At 35.9% G+C, this 20420-nt stretch carries 22 protein-coding genes and 5 pseudogenes; 11 read left to right on the forward strand and 16 right to left on the reverse strand.

Going from position 1 to position 20420, the window contains the following annotated elements; translation table 11 throughout:
* Positions 1–110: 110 nt before the first annotated feature.
* From J7E81_RS08555 to J7E81_RS08580, 6 genes and pseudogenes are all read right to left on the reverse strand, one after another.
* Entirely contained in the window at positions 111–488 is a 378-nt protein-coding gene (locus J7E81_RS08555) for a hypothetical protein (protein WP_215041748.1), read from the reverse strand.
* Between the two features lie 37 nt (positions 489–525).
* Positions 526–1965: pseudogene (gene tnpC / locus J7E81_RS08560) on the reverse strand (IS66 family transposase); the annotation flags it as partial.
* 195 nt (positions 1966–2160) lie between these two features.
* Positions 2161–2661: a hypothetical protein gene (locus tag J7E81_RS08565; RefSeq protein ID WP_215041749.1), complete on the reverse strand. Its 501-nt coding sequence runs from the start codon at positions 2659–2661 to the stop codon at positions 2161–2163.
* 215 nt (positions 2662–2876) lie between these two features.
* On the reverse strand, positions 2877–4127 hold the full coding sequence (locus tag J7E81_RS08570) for a YHYH domain-containing protein (protein ID WP_215041750.1): 1251 nt from the start codon (positions 4125–4127) through the stop codon (positions 2877–2879).
* Positions 4128–5040: 913 nt separating this feature from the next.
* Positions 5041–5400: pseudogene (locus J7E81_RS08575) on the reverse strand (GntP family permease); the annotation flags it as partial.
* Between the two features lie 329 nt (positions 5401–5729).
* A complete protein-coding gene (locus J7E81_RS08580; protein ID WP_214719010.1) occupies positions 5730–5969 on the reverse strand; it encodes a hypothetical protein in 240 nt (79 codons plus the stop codon).
* A gap of 282 nt (positions 5970–6251) precedes the next feature.
* Between J7E81_RS08580 and J7E81_RS08585 the strand changes: the two genes are divergently transcribed.
* Positions 6252–7112, forward strand: a complete 861-nt coding sequence (locus tag J7E81_RS08585) for a hypothetical protein (RefSeq protein ID WP_215041751.1) — start codon at positions 6252–6254, stop codon at positions 7110–7112.
* Positions 7113–7193: 81 nt separating this feature from the next.
* On the opposite strand, the gene J7E81_RS08590 is transcribed toward J7E81_RS08585, so the two are convergent.
* Positions 7194–7679: a hypothetical protein gene (locus J7E81_RS08590; RefSeq protein WP_215041752.1), complete on the reverse strand. Its 486-nt coding sequence runs from the start codon at positions 7677–7679 to the stop codon at positions 7194–7196.
* Positions 7680–8053: 374 nt separating this feature from the next.
* Between J7E81_RS08590 and J7E81_RS08595 the strand changes: the two genes are divergently transcribed.
* The 4 genes from J7E81_RS08595 to J7E81_RS08605 all read left to right on the forward strand — a co-directional run bounded on the left by J7E81_RS08595 (position 8054) and on the right by J7E81_RS08605 (position 11005).
* A protein-coding gene (locus J7E81_RS08595; protein ID WP_215041753.1) for an IS3 family transposase occupies positions 8054–9216 on the forward strand; the annotation gives its coding sequence in 2 pieces (ribosomal slippage) (positions 8054–8330 and positions 8330–9216; 1164 coding nt in all).
* 5 nt (positions 9217–9221) lie between these two features.
* Entirely contained in the window at positions 9222–9698 is a 477-nt protein-coding gene (locus tag J7E81_RS30465; protein WP_308162182.1) for an MFS transporter, read from the forward strand.
* Positions 9686–10429: an MFS transporter gene (locus J7E81_RS30470; RefSeq protein WP_251028540.1), complete on the forward strand. Its 744-nt coding sequence runs from the start codon at positions 9686–9688 to the stop codon at positions 10427–10429. The genes J7E81_RS30465 and J7E81_RS30470 overlap by 13 nt, the downstream gene beginning before the upstream one ends.
* A 234-nt stretch (positions 10430–10663) precedes the next feature.
* Positions 10664–11005, forward strand: coding sequence for a macro domain-containing protein (locus J7E81_RS08605; protein ID WP_215041754.1), 342 nt, complete (start codon positions 10664–10666; stop codon positions 11003–11005).
* A gap of 1013 nt (positions 11006–12018) precedes the next feature.
* On the opposite strand, the pseudogene J7E81_RS08610 reads toward J7E81_RS08605, so the two are convergent.
* The 3 genes and pseudogenes from J7E81_RS08610 to arr form a co-directional block, all read right to left on the reverse strand.
* A pseudogene (locus J7E81_RS08610) lies at positions 12019–12201 on the reverse strand (SDR family NAD(P)-dependent oxidoreductase); the annotation flags it as partial.
* 286 nt (positions 12202–12487) lie between these two features.
* The gene (locus tag J7E81_RS08615; RefSeq protein ID WP_251028560.1) at positions 12488–12652 is read right to left on the reverse strand and encodes a hypothetical protein; all 165 of its coding nucleotides are present in this window, start codon (positions 12650–12652) and stop codon (positions 12488–12490) included.
* An 80-nt stretch (positions 12653–12732) separates the two neighbouring features.
* Positions 12733–13146: an NAD(+)--rifampin ADP-ribosyltransferase gene (gene arr / locus J7E81_RS31335; protein ID WP_374104017.1), complete on the reverse strand. Its 414-nt coding sequence runs from the start codon at positions 13144–13146 to the stop codon at positions 12733–12735.
* A gap of 731 nt (positions 13147–13877) precedes the next feature.
* Here arr and J7E81_RS08625 point away from each other — a divergent pair.
* Positions 13878–14120, forward strand: a pseudogene (locus J7E81_RS08625) (ATP-binding protein); the annotation flags it as partial.
* 19 nt (positions 14121–14139) lie between these two features.
* Here J7E81_RS08625 and J7E81_RS08630 read toward each other — a convergent pair.
* From J7E81_RS08630 to J7E81_RS08640, 4 genes and pseudogenes are all read right to left on the reverse strand, one after another.
* The gene (locus J7E81_RS08630; RefSeq protein WP_215041755.1) at positions 14140–14280 is read right to left on the reverse strand and encodes a hypothetical protein; all 141 of its coding nucleotides are present in this window, start codon (positions 14278–14280) and stop codon (positions 14140–14142) included.
* Positions 14281–14579: 299 nt separating this feature from the next.
* Positions 14580–15092: a DUF3231 family protein gene (locus J7E81_RS08635; protein WP_215041862.1), complete on the reverse strand. Its 513-nt coding sequence runs from the start codon at positions 15090–15092 to the stop codon at positions 14580–14582.
* Positions 15073–15323, reverse strand: a pseudogene (locus J7E81_RS31490) (hypothetical protein); the annotation flags it as partial. The gene J7E81_RS08635 and the pseudogene J7E81_RS31490, both read right to left, overlap by 20 nt.
* On the reverse strand, positions 15304–16530 hold the full coding sequence (locus J7E81_RS08640; RefSeq protein WP_215041756.1) for an MMPL family transporter: 1227 nt from the start codon (positions 16528–16530) through the stop codon (positions 15304–15306). The pseudogene J7E81_RS31490 and the gene J7E81_RS08640, both read right to left, overlap by 20 nt.
* A 183-nt stretch (positions 16531–16713) precedes the next feature.
* Between J7E81_RS08640 and J7E81_RS08645 the strand changes: the two genes are divergently transcribed.
* Together J7E81_RS08645 and J7E81_RS08650 are read left to right on the forward strand one after the other, a co-directional pair.
* On the forward strand, positions 16714–17208 hold the full coding sequence (locus J7E81_RS08645) for a processed acidic surface protein (RefSeq protein ID WP_215041757.1): 495 nt from the start codon (positions 16714–16716) through the stop codon (positions 17206–17208).
* A gap of 77 nt (positions 17209–17285) precedes the next feature.
* Positions 17286–17594, forward strand: coding sequence for a hypothetical protein (locus J7E81_RS08650; protein ID WP_215041758.1), 309 nt, complete (start codon positions 17286–17288; stop codon positions 17592–17594).
* Positions 17595–17818: 224 nt separating this feature from the next.
* Here J7E81_RS08650 and J7E81_RS08655 read toward each other — a convergent pair whose 3' ends face one another.
* Together J7E81_RS08655 and J7E81_RS08660 are read right to left on the reverse strand one after the other, a co-directional pair.
* Positions 17819–18040, reverse strand: a complete 222-nt coding sequence (locus J7E81_RS08655; protein WP_215041759.1) for a hypothetical protein — start codon at positions 18038–18040, stop codon at positions 17819–17821.
* A 61-nt stretch (positions 18041–18101) separates the two neighbouring features.
* Positions 18102–18359, reverse strand: a complete 258-nt coding sequence (locus J7E81_RS08660) for a phosphatase (protein WP_215041760.1) — start codon at positions 18357–18359, stop codon at positions 18102–18104.
* Positions 18360–18757: 398 nt separating this feature from the next.
* On the opposite strand from J7E81_RS08660, the gene J7E81_RS08665 reads away from it, so the two are divergent.
* From J7E81_RS08665 to J7E81_RS08675, 3 genes are all read left to right on the forward strand, one after another.
* Positions 18758–19045, forward strand: a complete 288-nt coding sequence (locus J7E81_RS08665) for a TIGR04104 family putative zinc finger protein (protein ID WP_215041761.1) — start codon at positions 18758–18760, stop codon at positions 19043–19045.
* Positions 19046–19348: 303 nt separating this feature from the next.
* Positions 19349–20074, forward strand: a complete 726-nt coding sequence (locus tag J7E81_RS08670) for a hypothetical protein (protein WP_215041762.1) — start codon at positions 19349–19351, stop codon at positions 20072–20074.
* A 1-nt stretch (position 20075) separates the two neighbouring features.
* Entirely contained in the window at positions 20076–20381 is a 306-nt protein-coding gene (locus tag J7E81_RS08675) for a hypothetical protein (RefSeq protein ID WP_215041763.1), read from the forward strand.
* Positions 20382–20420: the final 39 nt, after the last annotated feature.

A 20420-nucleotide genomic window follows, 5' to 3' on the forward strand; every position in this document is an offset into this window, starting at 1 on the left:
CCGTATCTTAGTCTAACATCACAATATTTACATTTTTTCATATAGTTATTATTTTCTCTACTGCATTTAGGACATATCAAATCCCATTTCCCCTTTCTGCCAGTAGAAAATTAAACGTCTTTATTTTCATTTTCATACAAATCTAATTTCGGGGGTATCTCCCTAATACGAGTATGTTCATTAAGTAATAGGTAATGCTTACCGTTCCGTTCAATCATTGCTGCACCTTTTTCTTCAGGCTTTAACTCAATATACGTAGAAGGGACATATACCTTTCTCAGGCAACTTAATTTATTTTCATCAAACTCACCATTTTTTTGTAATTGCTGAAGTATCTTGGCAGCGTCATTTAATACAAGTTCATAATCATCTTCATATACAAAATACGCCCTATCCACTTGAATATAGTTTTCTTGTTGATCCACATAAACATATTCTTTATTAAATGCTATTGTAATTTGAAATTGTCCCGAATTGGTAAGCGTCAAATAATCCCCACCTTTAAGTAGATGGGGATCTGAATTATTATTTAGTTAACTTGTTAAAGACTATGCAGGTTATTGGAAGGGATGTTGACCAAGGAAGAAATTTATCCAGGGCATCTTCATCTGTCGTATCCATGTTGGGAAGCTTCTCAAATAGATAGTTAAGGTAATAATATGGATTTAATCCATTTGCTTTTGCTGTCTCCACAATACTGTAAATAATTGCGCTTGCCCTTGCACCTTTTGGTGTATTTGAAAAAAGCCAGTTTTTGCGTCCGATTACAAAGGGCTTGATCGAGCGTTCACTTCTATTATTATCTAACTCCAAACGCCCATCCTTTAAAAAGGCCTCTAATTTTTCCCATTGGTTAAGGCAGTAGTTAATTGCTTGCCCAAGAGCACTCTTAGGTAACGCTTTATGTTCCTGTATTTTTAGCCATGACAAAAAAGCATCCAATACGGGCTTGCTACGTTTTAATCGTTCTTCATATCGTTCTTCAGGTGTTAGATCCTTTAGGGCACGCTCGATGGCAAAAAGTTGGTTACAGAAATGGAGACCTTCCGTTGCTGTAACGGGTGTCAGCCGCTTTGAAGAAGGCAGTGCATTAAGCGTTTCAGTGAACTTTCTTCGTGCATGTGCCCAGCAGCCTACAAGAACTACATCAGGTACCTTATGGTACCCGGCGTAGCCATCCACCTGGAGATAGCCTTTAAATCCTGTCAAAAAGTCTTTGGCATATTGACCCGACCTTGTTTCTTTATAATCGTAGAGGATAGTTGGAGGACCCTCTTTTCCAGTACGATATAACCAGAGATAAGAATTTGAAGTAGCAGGTCGACCAGGTTCATGAAGTACCTGCAGTGTAGTCTCGTCTGCATGCAGAATATCTTGTTTCAGTAAAAGCTGATGCATACGATCATAAAGTAAAATTAACCACTGATTTGCTCCATAGATCATCCAGTTTGCAATAGTCTGACGTGACAAAGCAACTCCTAGTCTAGCAAATTGCTTTTCTTGGCGGTATAGAGGTAACCCATCAACATATTTTTGGTTCATGATATGCGCCATGATTGAAGGCGAAGCTAGGCTTCCCGAATACACTGGCTTTGGCATTGGTGCTGTTACGATTGGTGTTTCAAGCTCCTCACGTTCACAATGGCGACAAGAATAGACGTAACGAACGTGCTTAACCACTTTTACTTCTGCCGGAACGTATTTGATTTCTTGGCGTACTTCTGTACTCATTTCATGTAAATTTCCACCGCAGCACGAACAAACCTGCTGTTCATCGGATAAACGGTACTCAACCATTTCCGTACGCAAGTTATCTAACATCAATTCACGATGTCCCCGTTTTTTACGGCGGCGAAAAGTGATAGTTTCCAGAGTGGGTTCTGGTAGATTGGGATTGGCTTCTGCCTCTGCTTCGTTGAAGAGCGTGAGCTCTAGCTGATCAGGATTCGTTTTTTCCTCGGGTCTATTAGGCATGGAATTGCAAGGTGCAATGGCTATATTTGCCGTAAATCTTAAAAGAATATTGAAACTAATAAATTAAAATAAAAAGAAAAAAAGACCTAATACACATAAAAAACGACTCTAAAATCACACTTTGGATTTTAGAGTCGTTTTTTTTCGCTGCTTACATAGAATCTTTTTAAAAAATCCGAAGGATTTTCAGTGCCCTCCATTACACACCGCTATGTTCAGCGGGGCGGTAGCCATTATGGTGTTGATGTTTTTATTCATCAGTAACAAAGAAGGGAATTCTTCACACGTTAGAATTTCACCAGACCAATTGACTGACCATTTTCTAACGGAATCCGATTGCAATACCACCACTTTCCCTTGTGTTTCCCATGCACCACTCCCCTTTTGCAATCCTGCAACGATCACCTCATGGTCAGGGTATTTGATCAACTGATTTAATTTTAATAACCACCCAGGGAAGATCTGGTCTACGGTGGATTGAATAAATACTGCTGGCTTTTTCACAGCGGGAGTCGTTGCATGACTTGCTATTTTATTATCATTTTTTGGTGAAGGGACTTCCTTTTCTTCGTTCTTGTTGACTTCTGTTGTTTGGGTATTCTTTTCTATGTGTTTCCCTTTTCCACTAGATGTATTAGAACAAGCTGTTACAAGAATCAAGATTACACAAGTGATCATTACTTTCATTAATCTCTCAAGACACTACACTCCTTAGTAGTTTAGTATGTTGATAAAGGAAAATCTATAACACATTAGTTTAATAAGCTATTACATTGAACGTAGATTCAAGCTAAGTTATTTAGAAAATCCTTTGAAACGCATCTTATGAAATATGTTATTCTCCTGACTTTAAAGCCCTTCAGGTACCTAAAGGGCTTATTTTTGTAGGATATATCTTTACATTAGTTAAATTTCTTTTTTTCATCCCGCTTTTTTCTAAATCTATACAAGCCGCCGCCTGCTAATGCCAATACTACAGCACCGACTCCGCCTGTCGCCTTTAATTTATTCTGTTTGTCTTCGTACTCCTTGTATCCTAACTGGTAGTGATGTTTAAATAGTATCTCTGCCTTTTTATAACTGGACGGTATTACTAGATCTTCTCCTTCTTTTCCTAATTGGTAAGCTTCATTTTTAATGTTTATGATTTCTTTATTAGAATCGAAACCTTCTTTATACCAATCTACAAATTTATCATTGTTTAATTTTGGATCTTGATATTTCAGCATAGTAAAAGCGGCTTCATATCCTTGCTTAATGTAGCTTTCCTTTAATTCACTTTGCCCCTTATCGTATCCCTCTTGATACACATCGACATACATTGCCTCCACATCTTTAGGAGGAGAATTTATATCTTTTTTCCCATCACTGTAGCCTTGTTCTTTAAGTTGTTTTTTCTTTTCTTCTACTCTTTCTGCAACAGCTTTATTAAATCCATCTTCAAAAGATTTTTTTAATCCAGCATGAGTTGCGTAAGCAGACGGGATAACAATTTTATCTTGTCTTTTTCCTAAGGCATAACCGTTATTAGTTGCCTTTGTTTTTGCAGATTCAATTTTTTTCTTGCCCTCTTCATATCCTTTATTGTAACCAACCGCATAACCTACTTTATATGCCTCGGAACCATTTGCTTTTGACATATTACTTGGTTTTTCTTGGAAGGCATCATTAAGACCATCGGGATAACCAGCTTTTTCACCATTTGAATTGTCTTTTTCTTCTTGGATTGCAGCTTTTTGCTGAGGACTGTTATTAATCAAGCTCAAATCATAACCATATGGAGCCTCACAGGGTATTCCATCATCTACTTGGCCATTCCCCCAACCATCCAGATTTTCCGGATCGTATGTAGCTGAATAGCCTTTAGCATTCCAATACGCAATCATGTCATCGTACGTAGCAAAATCTGTGCAATCTTTATCGTTTATATTAATACTATTACTTGAAGAACTGCTTGACGAACTGCTGCTGGAGCTTGATGTTGTACCACCCCCGTTGTGATAGTGATACTCCCCAGTACTAAGTCCCCAGTTACCGCAATTGGTTCTGCAAGTATGCCCTCCATTTGAATCAGTTCTGCCTGGATGTGCATAAGCCATTGAACCAAACATAAAAGTAAATAAAAATCCTAATAAAGCTATTTTCTTACTCATAATGCTCCCCCTTTTTTCTATTATTCTCTCTATATAAAAAACAGTAGAGGGCTCCCTACTGTAAAAAGCGTAATGTTTATGTAGTTCAAAAGACGCAGTATGTAACCACTATCATTTTCACATATCTTCCACTAAATAACAATTGGTTTTTCATACTAATAATCGATAAATTACTCCAAAAATTGTACAGCGCGTTTTCATATAAGTATTAATTAGATATAACAATGTAGCTACAATAATAGTTGCTAAAAAAATTGAGAGAAATACAATCCTTCTGCCTGTACTTCTCTCATCAATTAAAGCAGTAATTTCAAAAAAGTATGCATCCCTGCACCAGGCTCTACAAAGCTAATTTCAATTTTATTTTTCAGACCGCCCTGAAATTTCTTTTTCTTTATAAATGCACCATAAACAACCTCCTTACAAGCGTAAGGAGGTTGTTTGTACCACGGCCACATCTTTATTATTTTAAAATAAGTAGTGAACAGCGGAGGACATAAATAAAGCCCTTCTCAATCGAGTGGGGATGCGCGAAAGAGTTGAGTCTTTTATTAGATAAAAATTCAGAAAAATTATTAAATGAATAACAATATTATTAAAGCATATTGTAAATTCATACTAACTATCTGATAGCCAATAAGATTGAAACGCTTCCCCGCAGTTTAACAAACCGCTTGGAAACCTTCTCGCTCATACTAATTTTGTTTTTTTGCTTTACGGTATCTAACCAGCCAATTTCACTAAAATATGTTCAACATCTTTTCTTACGTCCTTTAAGTTTCCATGTTCCCCGGTATCAGTGCATAATCGATGATAGAAAACAAAACACCAGCGCCTAGTTTGTCATTAAGTCACTAGGCGCTGGCGCTGGGAGCAATCTAGCCGAGCTAATAATCTTTTGATTCTTTGAACATTAAGCAATTCCAGTAAGCGTATACAATCCAATGACGAAAAACACCGCGAGAGTTTTAATAACCGTTACAGCGAAAATATCACGGTAAGATTGTTTATGAGTCAATCCGCATACTGCAAGAAGTGTGATGACCGCACCGTTATGCGGCAGAGAATCCATCCCACCGGAAGCCATTGCCGTAATCCTGTGCATAACTTCAAGTGGAATCCCATGAGCCTGTGCAGCTTGAACATACTTTTCATCCATAGCACTTAGTGCAATACCCATCCCACCGGACGCGGAACCGGTAACGCCGGCTAAAACATTCGTTGTCACGGCACTGTTAACGAGCGGGTTTGTAAATGTGTGGGAAATGCCATCACGAACGACACCAAATCAACAGAACCCCTATCAGCTCCATACATAAAACCGTCTTGGCCATGTTCCAAGGAATGTAAGTTATTAATCTCTTATAAGAAAATTGTTCTACTAATTCCTTAAGCCACCTAAATGGTTATATACACCTCACATCATTGTTTATCAAGACCCAAATTATATAAATCCTTAAAAATAAAGAGGTGCACATATTAGTCATGTATAATAAGTGCTCCTCTTTTATTCAATTAAAGCGCCCGTTTGTGGAATAACACTTAGATTTCCGGTTAGTTTTTAAGATATAAACTAAAAGACAGTAAGGGCTGTATGATTCCTTACTGTCTGCTCAATCGTTCAATCTCTGTTTCTACTTTGTAGACTCTTTTGTTTAATACTTCAGTTTTATCATCGATATGATCAACAATTTTATCTGTATATAATCCTAAACTATCGACAAGATTCTTTTGTAATTTTTCTTGCCCAACTTCCAGTCTGTTCTGTCCTTGTTTCAATTCATTTATGTCTACGCGCATTTCTTTTAGTTCATTCAAAATTTGTTTTAAGATTTCTTCCACAAATTTCTCCCCCGTCCAAATGTTCATGACCTTATTATACCATCCATTAATTATCTATAAAGTAAAATTGTAAAAAAATATTCAATTTAACAATATGGTACTAAATTACAAAAAGAGCGCCAATCCTCAAGAAAGGCGCCGTTTATGAAACAAGATTTCAATTAATATCCCCTAAATAAACTGGAGATTTCACATCATTAAATGCTTAATAATATACTTTCTTAACTCTTTGCCATTGGAAAACAAGTACAGGACACAAAAGAACTTATGGCGACGGCTTATATGCAAAAAAAGGAATATATTAAAGCTTATGAATTATTGGAAATTAGCCGGATGGAGGGTAGCGTGTTAATTGTCCCTTATACACTGGTGCTTCTTGTTACCTCGCAATATGATAAAGTAAAGGATTTCTTCGAAATGCATGCCGAAAATATAGGATTAGGACCATCAGCTAGAAAGGTACTAGAATCATTGGTTTCGTTTGACGGAGCCCATCCAGTTGCAATCGAAAACATTATTCTGGAACAGTATTCGATGGAAATCTACTTCAAAGACCCCTCTTCTTCCGAGAAACTTCAGGAGGAAATTCGGACAGCAATCCATGCTCTTTCTGAACATCCTTCATTTTTCCAATTGACAGGTTTTCAGTGGGGCCGGAAATATCTACAGGATTTTTCTTTGGATAAACCTGTATGGTTTACAGGGATTGATTCCATATTTTCCGTCTTAAAATATGAAATCCATGAATTATTCTCCATGATGCTTCCATCCGGAGTAAAACAAACATTTCATCATGATAGTCCTCATCTTCAATATGTTGTTTTCAAGGATGAAAAGATGAAATTAGGCTTTCATAAAAGTGTGATATGTGAAGATAATTTTTTTCAGTTTCATTTCCGCATTTTATCATTAAAAGAGTTACAAGAGATGAATTTATTAATTCCTCTCGAATCCTCGTTTCAACTAGCCCCGAAAGACATACAGTGGCAAATTGAACGAATTATGTATGAGTGGACTGAAAATGGTACCAAAAAACTCTATTGGTTGGAACATGTTGTGCCATTAATCGAAAACATTCCATCTGATTACCAGTCTTTTTTGGATGGAATCAAGAGATATTATGAGTTAAGACTACCTTTTTAGGTAGCCTTTTCATCGGCATATACTATTACGTTCCGAACCTAAGTTATTTATTTATCGGGCACACACCCCCTACCACTGATTTCAGTATCTAATCAACCAACGTTTACACTCTGGACACATGATTACGTCAAATCCACGGAACTCGTGGACGTATTCTGTTGCAAGCTTCCTCAGCTTCGCCAAATCTCCGTCTAAGAAATAGAGAAAGAATGGAAGGAATACTTTGACAATAAGCTCGTCATTGTATTGAAATACCGTCCAATCATCGCTATCATTTGGTGACTCACCTTCCCAATGGTGCGTATACAGGCAGTATACCTCCGCATTTAAGCGAGACACCTTGTCCAAGAACTCCTCCCAGACCGCTTCATCAGCTTGGATATCCGGTTTTTTTTCCATTAGCTGATCTAAGCATCCGCAGTTGTATTCTTCAATTTGATTGCTATAGGATAATCCTTCAGCATTCTCCATTATGAAATCTAAGACCTTAGTTTTATACCTTTCGATGTTAGTAGCCCACACACCAAAATCCTGTACCTCATCAAATTTGTCCCGATCTAATTTCATTGTTATCCCTCCCTAACTGACGCAAATAGGCATAAGCCTAGATTTTCCGCTAACATTGCTCTATTCTGGATTAGCGGAAGAAAAGGGATTGCCGCAGCAACCCTCTATCATCAACTCTTGCCCTCCTTTAGCTGAAGAATAAAGTCCTATTTAAATCTTATATTCAAATATTCCCCAAGGTAACCATAAAATAGGTTCTGCACCTACATCCACATCATTAGTAAAATCACAAAACCGAATGGCTTCTTCTAAGGTGGAAATGAAGCCATTTTCGTTAAGAGTGAAACCTAGACTAACCTATTAAAATGAGACACGATAAAACACCTTCGAAATGGTACACTGAAATTAAGTACTAAAATCGGAGGTGTTTTTGCATGGGCAAAAACGTATATTCTAGTGAAACAAAATGGGCAGTGGTGAAGGATAAGATGTCAGGGGAGTTAACCAATCAAGAGATTATGGAGAAGTACGGAATTAAAAATGTTTCCCAGATAAAGACATGGATGAAATGGTACCGTGAGAATGAGATACATCGTTTTGATCAGCCGATTGGCAAACAATATTCGTACGGGCTTGGACCAGATAACGTGAGTGAGGAGGAAAAGAAGGATCGGCAATTTACTCACTTGAAACAGGAAAATGAAATCTTAAAAAAGTATTTGGAAATGGTAAAGGAGTTGAAAAACAAGTAGTTCTACAAATCGTTGAAAAGTTCCGTAAGAAGTACACGATTACGGCATTTTTATCTGCCCTATCCGTACCACGTGCTACCTACTATAGATGGGCAAAAGCAGGGAAAGACATATTGACTAAAGAAGAAGAAATCATTATAACTTTATGCCAGGAAACAAAATATCGGTACGGGCATCGTAAGATCAAGGCGTTATTATATCGTGACTATCAGATTAAATTGAATCGGAATACCGTTCAACGTATTATGCAAAAACATTATTTGCAATGCCGTGTAAAGCCGAAGCGAAAGTGGAAATCACAAGGGGAGTCGGTTGTCGTTGCACCAAATCTTTTAGAAAGGGATTTCATAGCCACTGCTCCAAATCAAAAGTGGGTCACTGATATCACTTACCTACAATATGGTCCCTCTACGTTGTATTTATCGACTATTATGGACTTGTATAACAACCAAATTGTGGCATATAAGATATATGATCATCAACAGACTCCACTTGTTTTAGACACACTCAAAGATGCTTTAATTGTACGTGGAAACCCAAAAGGTGTAATCGTTCATTCAGATCAAGAAAGTGTATATACATCATATGCATTTCAGAAGTTTGTAAAAGAGAGTAACCTAATTAGTAGTATGTCAAGACGTGGAAATTGTTGGGATAATGCGGTTATTGAGTCTTTTCACTCAAACTTGAAATCAGAAGAGTTTCAGTACATAAAGTTCAACTCAGTGAGCCTAAATGTGGTACGGAGCCATGTTAAAGATTATGTTAAACATTATAATGAAGAACGCATTCAAGAAAAGTTAGGCTACCAAACCCCTGTTGAATTTGGGAGTAAGGCAGCCTAATAAGGGTGTTTTATCTCTGTCTCAAATACCTAGGACAGTCTAATACGTATTTACCCTCTTTTCCAACGATAGTAAAAGATTTTGATACTACCGCTTCACTGGTACAAATTAGTTTAACTTCCTGTTTATTGGGCCTGGGATTGGGTCAATTAATCATTGGTCCTTTAAGTGATGTAAATGGTCGCCGACAACCTTTGCTAATCTTTATTAGTTTGTACTTACTTGCATCTCTAACATGCGCGTTGGCGCCCAATATCTATTTCCTTATTATTGCTCGGTTAGTCCAGGGCATAGCAGCCGCAGGTGGACTTGTGATCTCTCGAGCAATTGTTCGAGATCTCTTTAGTGGAAAGGAACTAACCAAGTTCTTTACGATGATGGTATTGGTGGGTAACCTTGGACCAATCGTTGCACCCGTTGCTGGAGGGGGAATCCTTGCATTTACCAATTGGATGGAGTGTTCATTGTATTGGCTTGTATAGGTGCGGTGTTGCTTTTCACTGTTACTTTTAAATTAGAAGAAACACTCCCTAAAGAAAACCGTGTTCCCAGCAATTTACCTGAAATCATGAAGAATTTTGGCTCTTTATTCAGAGATCGCTCATTTTTAGGATACGCTCTAACTCAGGGTTTTACTGGTGCAGGAATCTTTGCCTATGTATCTGGTGTTCCGTTTGTCTATCAGAATATTTACGGAGTAACACCACAACAATTTAGTCTATTATTTGGGACAAATGGATTAGCATTTATTATTGGAAGTCAGTTGGTCGGCCGCTTGGCTGACACCATTTCAGAGCGGACTTTCTTAAAGATAGGCTTAGCAATGACGAACTTAGCGGGTGCCGCATTACTCATTGCCATGCTTTTAAAAGCGCCTCTTTTCGCCGTCGTGATCCCAATATTCATTTTTACCTTTTCATTAAGTATTATTAGAACAACGTCTTTTACATTAGCCATTGAAAAGCAAGGGCATATTGCTGGTAGTGCCTCTGCATTATTAGGATTATTGCCATTTGTCCTTGGCTCACTTACGGCTCCACTCGTGGGGGTAGCAGGGACGAATGCAGGCATTCCTATGGGCATACTCATCTTGTTCACAAGTTTACTAGCTTTCCTTTCCTATTATGGATTAGTAAGTAAGACTTCACTTCGGAAAACAGCCTCTAAATCATTTGTTGGGTTGTCTAAGAAAAAAAACTCTCAGGCTTCATAAATAAAACTGTAATTCTAAAATAGAAAAATAGAGTAGTCTTTTTCGGACTACTCTATTTTTCTTGCCAAAGGAATAGAGGTATAATATTGAAATAGAATCGTAACGACATTTTCAAATTTTATGTTTTAAAAGCAACATTTCTTTAAAAATTTGTTTTTATAGAAATTGAAACATATATTGAGTTTTATAAAAGGTTCTTTTTTATAAGAGAGGGAAAAGGATATGCCATGAGAAATGGTACGAAATGATATAACAAAGATGCAAGTAGATGCGATAGTAAATGCGGCGAATACGGCATTAAAAAGTGGCGGCGGTGTATGTGGGTCGATCTTTCGTGCCGCCGGTGCCAAGCAGCTGCAAGAAACTTGCGATAAAATTGGCGGATGTAAGGTAGGAGAAGCCGTTATAACAGAAGGGTTTAACCTAGAAGCAAAATATATCATCCATACCCCAGGACCTATCTGGCAGTACGGGGAAAATAACGAAGCTGAATTATTAAAGGCATCCTATCTAAATTCTTTGGAACTGGCAAAGAAACATCATTGTGAGTCGATTGCTTTTATCTTTTCCATCTAATTTTTCTCTGCCCCTTGATATATTATAGAAAAATTGATTAGGAATTATTTTCTCGCAATCGTCGCAAATTTTAGTTAATTTTATTTTTGAACTTTTTGGTAAATCTTCAATTTTGACGAGTATCTTTGTATGCTTCCCTCTAATTTCAGGGATTACATAACCTAATTTTTCGTAATAGTCTAAATTCGTTCCGCCTAAAACAACCCAAACTTCTTTTTCAAGTATCGCCAATCTTTTTTCTCCTTACCTTTAGTAGCAATCGTTCCAATCCATCTATCAGTCGGATTTATTGGAGTCAAAGTGGTTAATCCAGTATTTTTCTTTCTCGTTTAGTTCCTCCAAATTATTGGTGCTATCTATTACGTAAAAGCTTCAAAAAAATGCTTGCGAATTGCTTTGTGGAAAGCAGTATTATCTCTTAATTTCAACATATCAGACTTATGTTGATTTATCCCTACATTCAATGAACTTTTTGTTTGTCCAATATACATCGCAAAGGGCATATAAGATTAACATTTTTTGTTGGCGATTTCTTATATGCAAAGGGCATATATTATAACAATTTTTGTCGGAAGATTGCAATACTCTTCCAGAATATACCTAATTGATACCAATTCTGAACGTCGGCTCGCTAGGGCACAACCTAATAAAAGGGTGGCTTTATTTCGTTCACCAATAAGAGACGAGGTCTCAATCCTATCGATTAAGGCCGGAATGACCTCTAGCATCAAAGCTTTTTTCGAATGTTGCCTAGTACCAATTTCTCTCTTAATTTCTTCCCTTCCTGGAATTTAAAATGGGCGTTCCAAAACGGAACGCCTCCCTATCCCCATTGCGTGATTTTACCTCTTTTTCTTTTAATATCTTATCCTTCAAATAACCCCTACTTGCTGACCGTTTGGTGGTGTTGCTTGAAATATAAACCATACGTGGTCCGGGCGCATAAATAGTACTTAATGTGAATTTAGCACATATTGAAATTAGAATTTATTTTACAACCACAGAAAGAGTGTTTTTTTCCAAAGGGCATCTTCAATGTCACCAGCCGGTTCAAAATTATCCATGATTCCTGCGCTATTAACCAAGATGTCTAAAGTACTATATGTGTTTACAGTCATATCAAACAGATTTTGAATATCTTCTTTTGCAACGTTTGCTATTACGGCAATCGCTTCTCTTCCAGTAGAACTGATCTCTTCTTTGCGTTATTTTATTCATAAAATAACTTATAAATTAACAATAAAAATAAAATATACAATATATCCATTAATAACAACAATTATAATTTATATGTGATTAATAACATATATATCAATATCTAATATTAGTTTCCAATTGAAACAGCAGCAATTTTAAATTCCTTAACAAAGGAAAAAAAACCTTTCTACAAAGAAAGGTTCCATACTCACTGTTACATCTATTAATTATCTTTCCTTACCAGTAGTGAACAGTACTCCACATGTGCGGAGTGTATATGGCAACTCATGGGGTGCTGGTAAAGGATACCATTGCAAACTCAGCAATTGAAACTGGATACGCAGCAACTAGTTCAATAATATTTTCTTTCATCTTGGGCCGGTAATACCCGCCTGCTTCTCTGTAAGCAAGATTCAGGTAGCTTAGAAATCTTATTTCGATTCCAGACATAAATTCAATGCTAAGTTGGTCATTAATCATTGTTATTTTATTTTCAAAAAGTCATTTACATTTTAACATCTTGAAATAGTTCAGTTAATTATTTCGCCCTTGTTTTTAGCTAAATTTTCGTGCCATTCTCGTCGCTCCATAGTTGTCAATTTCGCCCATTCTATTACTTCACCAATTATTCTTAAAGGTTCATTTGAACGATAAGAACGTGTTAAGTTACCAGGAAATTTTTTGTCAGTAACATTTGGGTCGTTTTCAAATTCACCTGTTGGTTCTATTATATAAACTCGTTCTCTTCCTTCTCCTTTTGCTAAAGCTACTGCAAGTCCTGCGCCATTGACATTAGCAGTGAAATAAATGTGGTTCATTTTAAGCCCAGGTTTGTAATTTGAATTTCCACCTGCTGTTAGTAAATCACCAACCTTCAAATCTGCCTTTGTCCCATGGTAAAATGGTCCTTCATCAGAAGATGCACCCTTAAATGAATTTGACAATTCATAATTTCTTTTTGCATTCTCAGTATCACACAACTCCTCATAACATTTGGCGATGTTTAAATATAACGTTGGGTATGCACTCTTCACATTATCATCATTTATTTTTAGTGCACACTGTAGAGATGTTTGCATCCATTTTAATTTGTCTGTAATACTCTTTTGTTGACGAGCTAAATGATACGCTGCAATAAATCTTTCATAGTCGTCCGTTGCTTCGTGCCATGCTTTATGAAATACCTTTACTGCATCTTCAATATTTCCACTATCCTCTAATCCCATTCCACTCATACAGAGTTTAATAACGACGTTATTTAGATCAAATTTTATATTCATCTAATTACCTCCAAATTAATTGATTGTTATTATGAGTACACCCGGAAATTCAACTTCTCAAAATCTTCTCCATTGGCTTGCCCTTTACCACATACTCTCTTACTGATAGCCCTAATGCAACTATATAATCCCCTAGTTCCTCTTTGTGACAAAAAATTACTTATTGGATAAAAAATATCGTGTACCTCCATCCTGCTTATAAAATCACAAAGAACCTGAACAAGCAAGTCCTAATGTTTTACCTGATGAAAAGCTTACAAAAAAGAACAAAGAAGATTTATTAAGCTGGTTAAAGGAGTTTATCTAGATTTTATTATGCAAAGTTAGGTGTTAAAAATCTTTGATTATACATGGGTTTTAACACTCAACTTTACATAATAATTCACTTTCCATAAGATGAGTTGGGTTATATTCCCTTGCATAAACAGGGTGGAGAACTTTTATTCCAAGTCATTTCAATGTGTTATGAGGCAAAAAGTATCATTATTACTACCAACCTACAGTTCGGTCAATGGAACCATGTTTTTGGCGATCCAATCTTGACAGAGGCAGTCATTGACCGACTGATTCACCATTCTCACCTCGTGGTATTCAACGGCGACAGTCATCGCTATAAAGAGTCATTATTACAAACCTAGCAATAATGTTGGCGAGTGGTTACATTTTTAGCTGCCGTTTCATGCATTTTTTGCTTGCCAAATACAGAGAAGCTTTGGGTTCAGAGCCTTTTAAATACTTATCAATCGTCCTCCAATCAACCCCCATATCACGAGCTAATCTACTTTTATTGATTTTCATTTTTAAAGTCTCCATCAACATCTTTAAGACTTAGGTAAGTCTGAAAGTGTCTTATTCGTAGGATTTCAAATATGTACGGAGTACCAGGTATGCCTTCACGAAGCCAAAATGATCTGAACAAATTTCATTTACCCGTAAATCCAATTACAAGGGTTAAGAAATCCTGCAAATAAGTGAGCATTCGAGAGATATTCGTATCAAACTGAGGGAGTTGAATAAGCAAAAATGCGTAAATTCGTATTTGACGAATATTGCGTAACAACTAAAAAGTACCTCATACAAAGTGAGGTACCTACTTTCTAACATTCTTTTGATTTATTTAGGTGAAGCGGAGGAGGAATTAACCATCCTTTTTCCTTATTTAGCTTTAACATTTTTGCGCCAAATAGTGCCTTGGCTAAATGAAACTGTCCGTACATCATAGCGATATCTTCTCGGATACATTGGCCAATTAATTGGCTGCATGCGACTAGTGCAGCTGCTGTGTCTTTAGAAACAGACGCGCTTATTTCTGGATCAGTTATCCTTGCTCCAATTGGGATATCCTCTAAATTTGCTTTAGGGCGATCAGGTGGTGCTGGAGGTAAACCAATACCATTAACTTTAAGCAGTTCTTCTAATTGGTGGTTTTCGCTTTTCATGCCTTGAATAGCTTCTTCAATAAGCTTTCTTAAATCTTGATCGCCAGTATGATTAAGGTAAGACTGATAACCTGCAATTAAGCAATTGTTTGTTAATAGGTGAGTCCAAATACCAAAAACTTCACCGTAATGCATTGGTTCATCCTGAGGGTTACCACTTAAAATTCCCATGACTACACTCCTTATTTTTTTTTGTACTTTCATGGATTTCTCCTTTAAAAGATATAGAACACATGGGATATTTTTTATTTAAACATTGGAGTTTATTCGCTAAATATAAAATAAAAACAAAAACGCTCTTAATCTCTTGTTGCTCAGTTGTTTTCTGTATGCGACAATCACGAATCCCAGAGCGAACAGCCATATATAAGGCGTGCCGTGACTACTTGACCCACGTTTTGTATGCGGGTGGGAGTACTTCCGCGGTGGGTACCCCCACTTTCATACGAACAATGGGCATCATAAGCGATAATAAAAAGGTAATGATCAAGATGGCTAGTATCGCTGGCCTTTTCATTACAAAATTTGCGATTCGCTCCCACATGATTGAATTTTCCAATTTCTTTTGAGTACCAGGAAATACTTTTAAAGAATTGATACGATGCCCCAAAATACCCAATAACGCAGGTAAAAGCGTACATGACAGGAACATTGCTGAAAACACAACCAGGACACCACCGAGACATAATGAATAAATAATTGGCAGCTTAATAAACAACATCCCACACATACCAATTAAAACAGTAATTCCTGAAAAAAATACAGATTGTCCTGCTGTTTGAATGGCCATACCTACAGCTTCCTCAACGGATTGCTGGCTCTTTAATTCCTCTCGAAAACGGCTTACCAAAAAAAGTGCATAATCCACTCCTATCGCCATTCCTAGCATCATCACTATATTTGGAAGAAAATTTGAAAGGGAGTAATATCCAGTTAGAAAGTATGTAATCCCCATTGTTAGAGATACACTGATCATCCCAATCAACAGAGGTAGAATGGCGGCCCAAACAGTACCAAAAATAAATAAAAGTACAAATAAGGCAATGGGAAGTCCAATTTTTTCTGAATGTGCCATATCATGTTTGGTTGCTTGCTGTATTTCATGTAGTGTAGCTATTTCTCCATCAATATACGTATCCATTCCTTTGGGGCGACCAATTAGCCTTTTCATTTCTGAAAAATGGTTAAGTGCCTCTCGGTTCTTTAGTTTTAATTGAACAACAACAGACTGAATACCCTTATCTTCTTTTATACGTGGTGTGTTGTTAATCTGGATTTTTCTAACATAGTCCTTCTTATATAGTTTATCTAATGATTGCAAAATGTCCTTCTTTGCTTGATCACTAGTTAAGTCTAAATGATTACTCTTATATACAATGGTTAATGCAGACGGGGACGCTTCAAATTCCTTTTTCATTAATGATATACCGATGTCCGACTCGCTACCCTGTGGATTTAATCCGCTGTCCTTAAGCGTATCAGGAAGTTTTTGGGCAAAAGAGGCTGAAAAAATGAATAATAATATCCAAAAAATTGCTACTGCCCAGCGTAATTTGTACATCTTTATTCCCCAAAGCCAAAATAGACCTTTATTTTCAATTTCTCTCATCGTTTCCTACCCCCCTTTTGTTTCCTTTGAGAATAGGATTTGTCATTTCTCATGTTTTTATCAAGAAGAAGAAACGTAACATGAATATGTGCTTCATCTAAATAGATATAGGAATTATTTGCATTTCTAACGAGTGTGAAAAAGGGAAAATTAATAATGCACCAAATGTTAAGGAGGGTACCAATGGGCTATTTAAAAACCATGCTTGTTTGCTTGCTTACTTTCCAGCTCCTTTTAAATGTTCCTTCAGCTAAAGCTGCTCCACCAGAAAATGAATTGAACCAATATTTAGCTGGAATAGGATGGACTAAACAGGAGTTACTGGACTATCTTTCCTACTATGAAATCCCTTTAGAAGATTTTAGTACAGTGGAAGAATTAAAAGACGTGCTCGGTACCCCTATCAACTCAAACAATTTGCAGGAGTTGTTAACCAAGTATGATCTAACACAGCAAGAATTTAACGACTTAATGGATCATTTTGGTGATAACTTGAATGATTATAAATTTATTGAGGATTTGGATGCATCAGTTGAATATTACGAAAACTATGATGAATATATGGCAGAAACCGAAAAAGCATTAGCGGAATTTGGCATTACTGAAGAAGAGACAGAAAGATTGTTTAACTATTTAGCTGAGGTGGAGGAAAAAAAAAAAATCAACTTGATCAAATAGCAACCAACGACACTCTTTGGGAAAAGTTCTCCAATGTAGAAGATCCTTCTCAATTAAGCGATGAAGATTTTGATGAAATGGTTAACATTTTGGAGCAAACCATTGGATTATATGAAATTAAAATGAACTTTAAGGTTAACGGTCAATCTGTAGCGTTAAAGGATTTGTTAGAAATGGAGTCACCTCCAAAGGGTAATCTTTCTGGCAGTATCTACAGCACATCAGGGGAGCTTTTGTTCGACTTTAATATACCTAAAGAGTATATGGAATCACTAGAGGCTGTATACGATGGGGAAGACTTGCTTCATATAGGTGAAATTTCAGATGATTATGTAGATCATATGCATGAAAAGAAATATGAACAGGGACGAAAAAATTTAAAATAATACGAAAGCCCTTCAACTTAAACACCTATACCCCAGCAACAAAAAGGCAATGGAGGGAATTCCATTGCCTTTTAAAGTGTAACGAGTTGGCATCCTAATTAGACACCGATATAACACATCCAGGAATGTGTATTCGGTCAACAAAATGGTCAAAAGACGACAATGGCTGAGAGTGCCCTTCAACAAATGCCCCCGTTAGTTGTAGAACTTCTATCTATTCGTATTTATTCACCAATTATTATTTCTAACGAATAAACTTCTGCCCAATTCATTGAAACTACTTCCTCTGTTGTGTGGTCAGTAGTTTCGATGGTGGTATTATTTTTTATGTTATTTTGTATGAACTTAAAAAAGTTCCCTTTGAATGAAGAAACATCAATAAATTGTGTTAAAGTTGTTCCGTCTTTAAACTTTACCACCATTTTCAATTTTGCCACCTCTATCATTTCTTATTATCCTGAGACTTGCTCCTTTACTTTTTCTCTATTTTGGTATATTCTGCTCACTCTAAACCTTTTTAGTGTTACTCTTCATTCCTTTATATAAATAATAAATTCCTGCAATAAAAAGAATTATACTTATTATTAATGGTATGGTTCCAATCTCCTTTAAGGCTGTTCCAAACACCCCTAAATCCGTGTCATATCCACCGCCTGTGTCAGGAGCTGTTAAATAGAGTGAGTAAATTGCTGAAGCAATTAATGTCATCCCATACAAAAAAACACCTGAAATTACACCAATAGCACCAATAACTAATTTTTTCATTAAGTTTCTCCCTAGTTAAAATATTAAATTTAATAATTATTTTTTCCTTACCACAGCCAAATGTTTCATTTTACTCAACAAAAAAGCAGGAGGGGCAAAAGTTGCATAGTGCTCCTAGGCAGACCTTATCCTCACGATTCTTTTAATGGGCTATCATATTTACAGATCTTCACTGTCACCCCTACCTTTCTACAGCTTCCAGTGCCTTCTCAAGAGTTTTGAGCTGTGCTGCGTCTTGTTAGTTTCTGATTTCCGGTTTAACTAAAAAGAAAAATGTTATAAGTATACTTTTCCATGTTGTTTTAATATCCACCATGCTTACTATGTGCAGTGAATATTTACCAATGGAAAAAGGGATACTTTCTGTTTAGAATTTGCTCAAAGAGAGGATGATTATTTTGGGCAAACAAAGGTGTGAATCATGTGGATATGAATTTAGTAGAAAAGAAATTCGAAAGGATGCACTAAAGTTTTTCAATAAGCCATTAGTTTGTAAAAACTGTGGGTTAGAACATCAATTAACATTGTTGACTTGGCTATTACCAAGAATTTTATTTACAGTATTTCCAGTATCTATTTTCCTTTATCCAAATATAAAAGCTGTAATTTTAACACTAATGATTATAACTATTCCTTTAGATTTACTGCTTTATCCTTTCTATTCAAAATACAGAGCAAAAAAATAATTAAATAAACTTTAATAAGAAAAGGTGTATTTTATGTGGCTTGATGTTATTGAAATTTTTGTATTTATTTTAATTTTAGGATCACTGACTCTTCCCTTTAAAATCTTTAAAATTAGTGAAAAGAAGAAGAACCTCGTGTATTTATGCCTTATTGTACTTATAGGCTTTATTTTTTTTACAGACAAGTCAGAAAATGTTAATCACAAATTACCTATTTTTCTGGGATTGTATCTAGCTGCTACTGGATTAGTAAGGAAACTAAAACAAAGGAAATAAAATACATTCCTAATGTGGGGGATGAAAATGAGTTTATTATTAACTAAAGCTTATAAAGAAGTTTTCAAAGATTATTCAGAAAGTTTAGGATTCAAACTGAAGGGTTCCCTGTTCATCAAAGTAGTGGGTAATTACGAGATTATACAAACCAATTATTTATTTAAAAGCAGTCCTATTGATTTCACACTAAACATTGGAATATTTCCTTTTTGTATAAAGAATGACAAGGTCTTATTAAGAGAAGGAAACTTTAGACTTGATGATTTTTTAGCCAATGCTGATAACTGGGAATTTGACAGGCTAAATTACACAAAGACAGTTTCTGTTGTAATTGATGTATTATCTGTTTTCCAAAAGCATGTTGCTCCTGTTCTTGAAGAGGTAACAGATCTTAAAACGTATTTGGACTTAATAAATAATCATGAGTTAAAGAAATATGGTGAAGTGCTTTGGAATGTTGATAAATTGTACACTTACCTTAAACTAGGGGATTATGACACAGTAAATTTAATCATAGATGATTTAGAAAAAAATACTTTAGATGTTGCTGAAACTAATAAAGTCTTCTACTCCAGTAAAGATGAGTATGAGGAATATATAAAAATGCTGAAAGAAGGGTTAATCCCTTTTTATGAAATCAGAAAAGCAATTAAAGAGAGAAATAAGGATTTCCTTAATTCCGTTATTTTAAAAAATGAGAATGATACTAAAAAACTTCTAAAAAATTTTGGTTTTAATCAGGAGTTATTTTGATATGAAAGATAAAGAATACATTGACACTGAAAATTATACGGGGAACCATTTACATATAGACAATTTTAAAGATGAATTTTCCTCTTATTTAGAGGCAATTGCTTTAGAGAGACAAGATAAAACAATGGATTTGTTTTTTTATGATTTTGAAAGCAAACAAGAGTATACGGCAATATTTGAAAATACTAAGCATTACTATTATGATTACTTTGGCGTATTTTTAGGAAATATCAAAACTGAGCAGCAAGCATATTCTATGTTTCAAAATTGGGTAGAAACAGTGTTACTTCCTTACAGGGGTAGGTGAATAAATATATTTCTATATTTAGGATGGAGAATTTTTATC

This window comes from Bacillus sp. ISL-18 (genome assembly GCF_018613415.1).
In the GTDB taxonomy this organism is placed as follows: Bacteria; Bacillota; Bacilli; order Bacillales; family Cytobacillaceae; genus Neobacillus.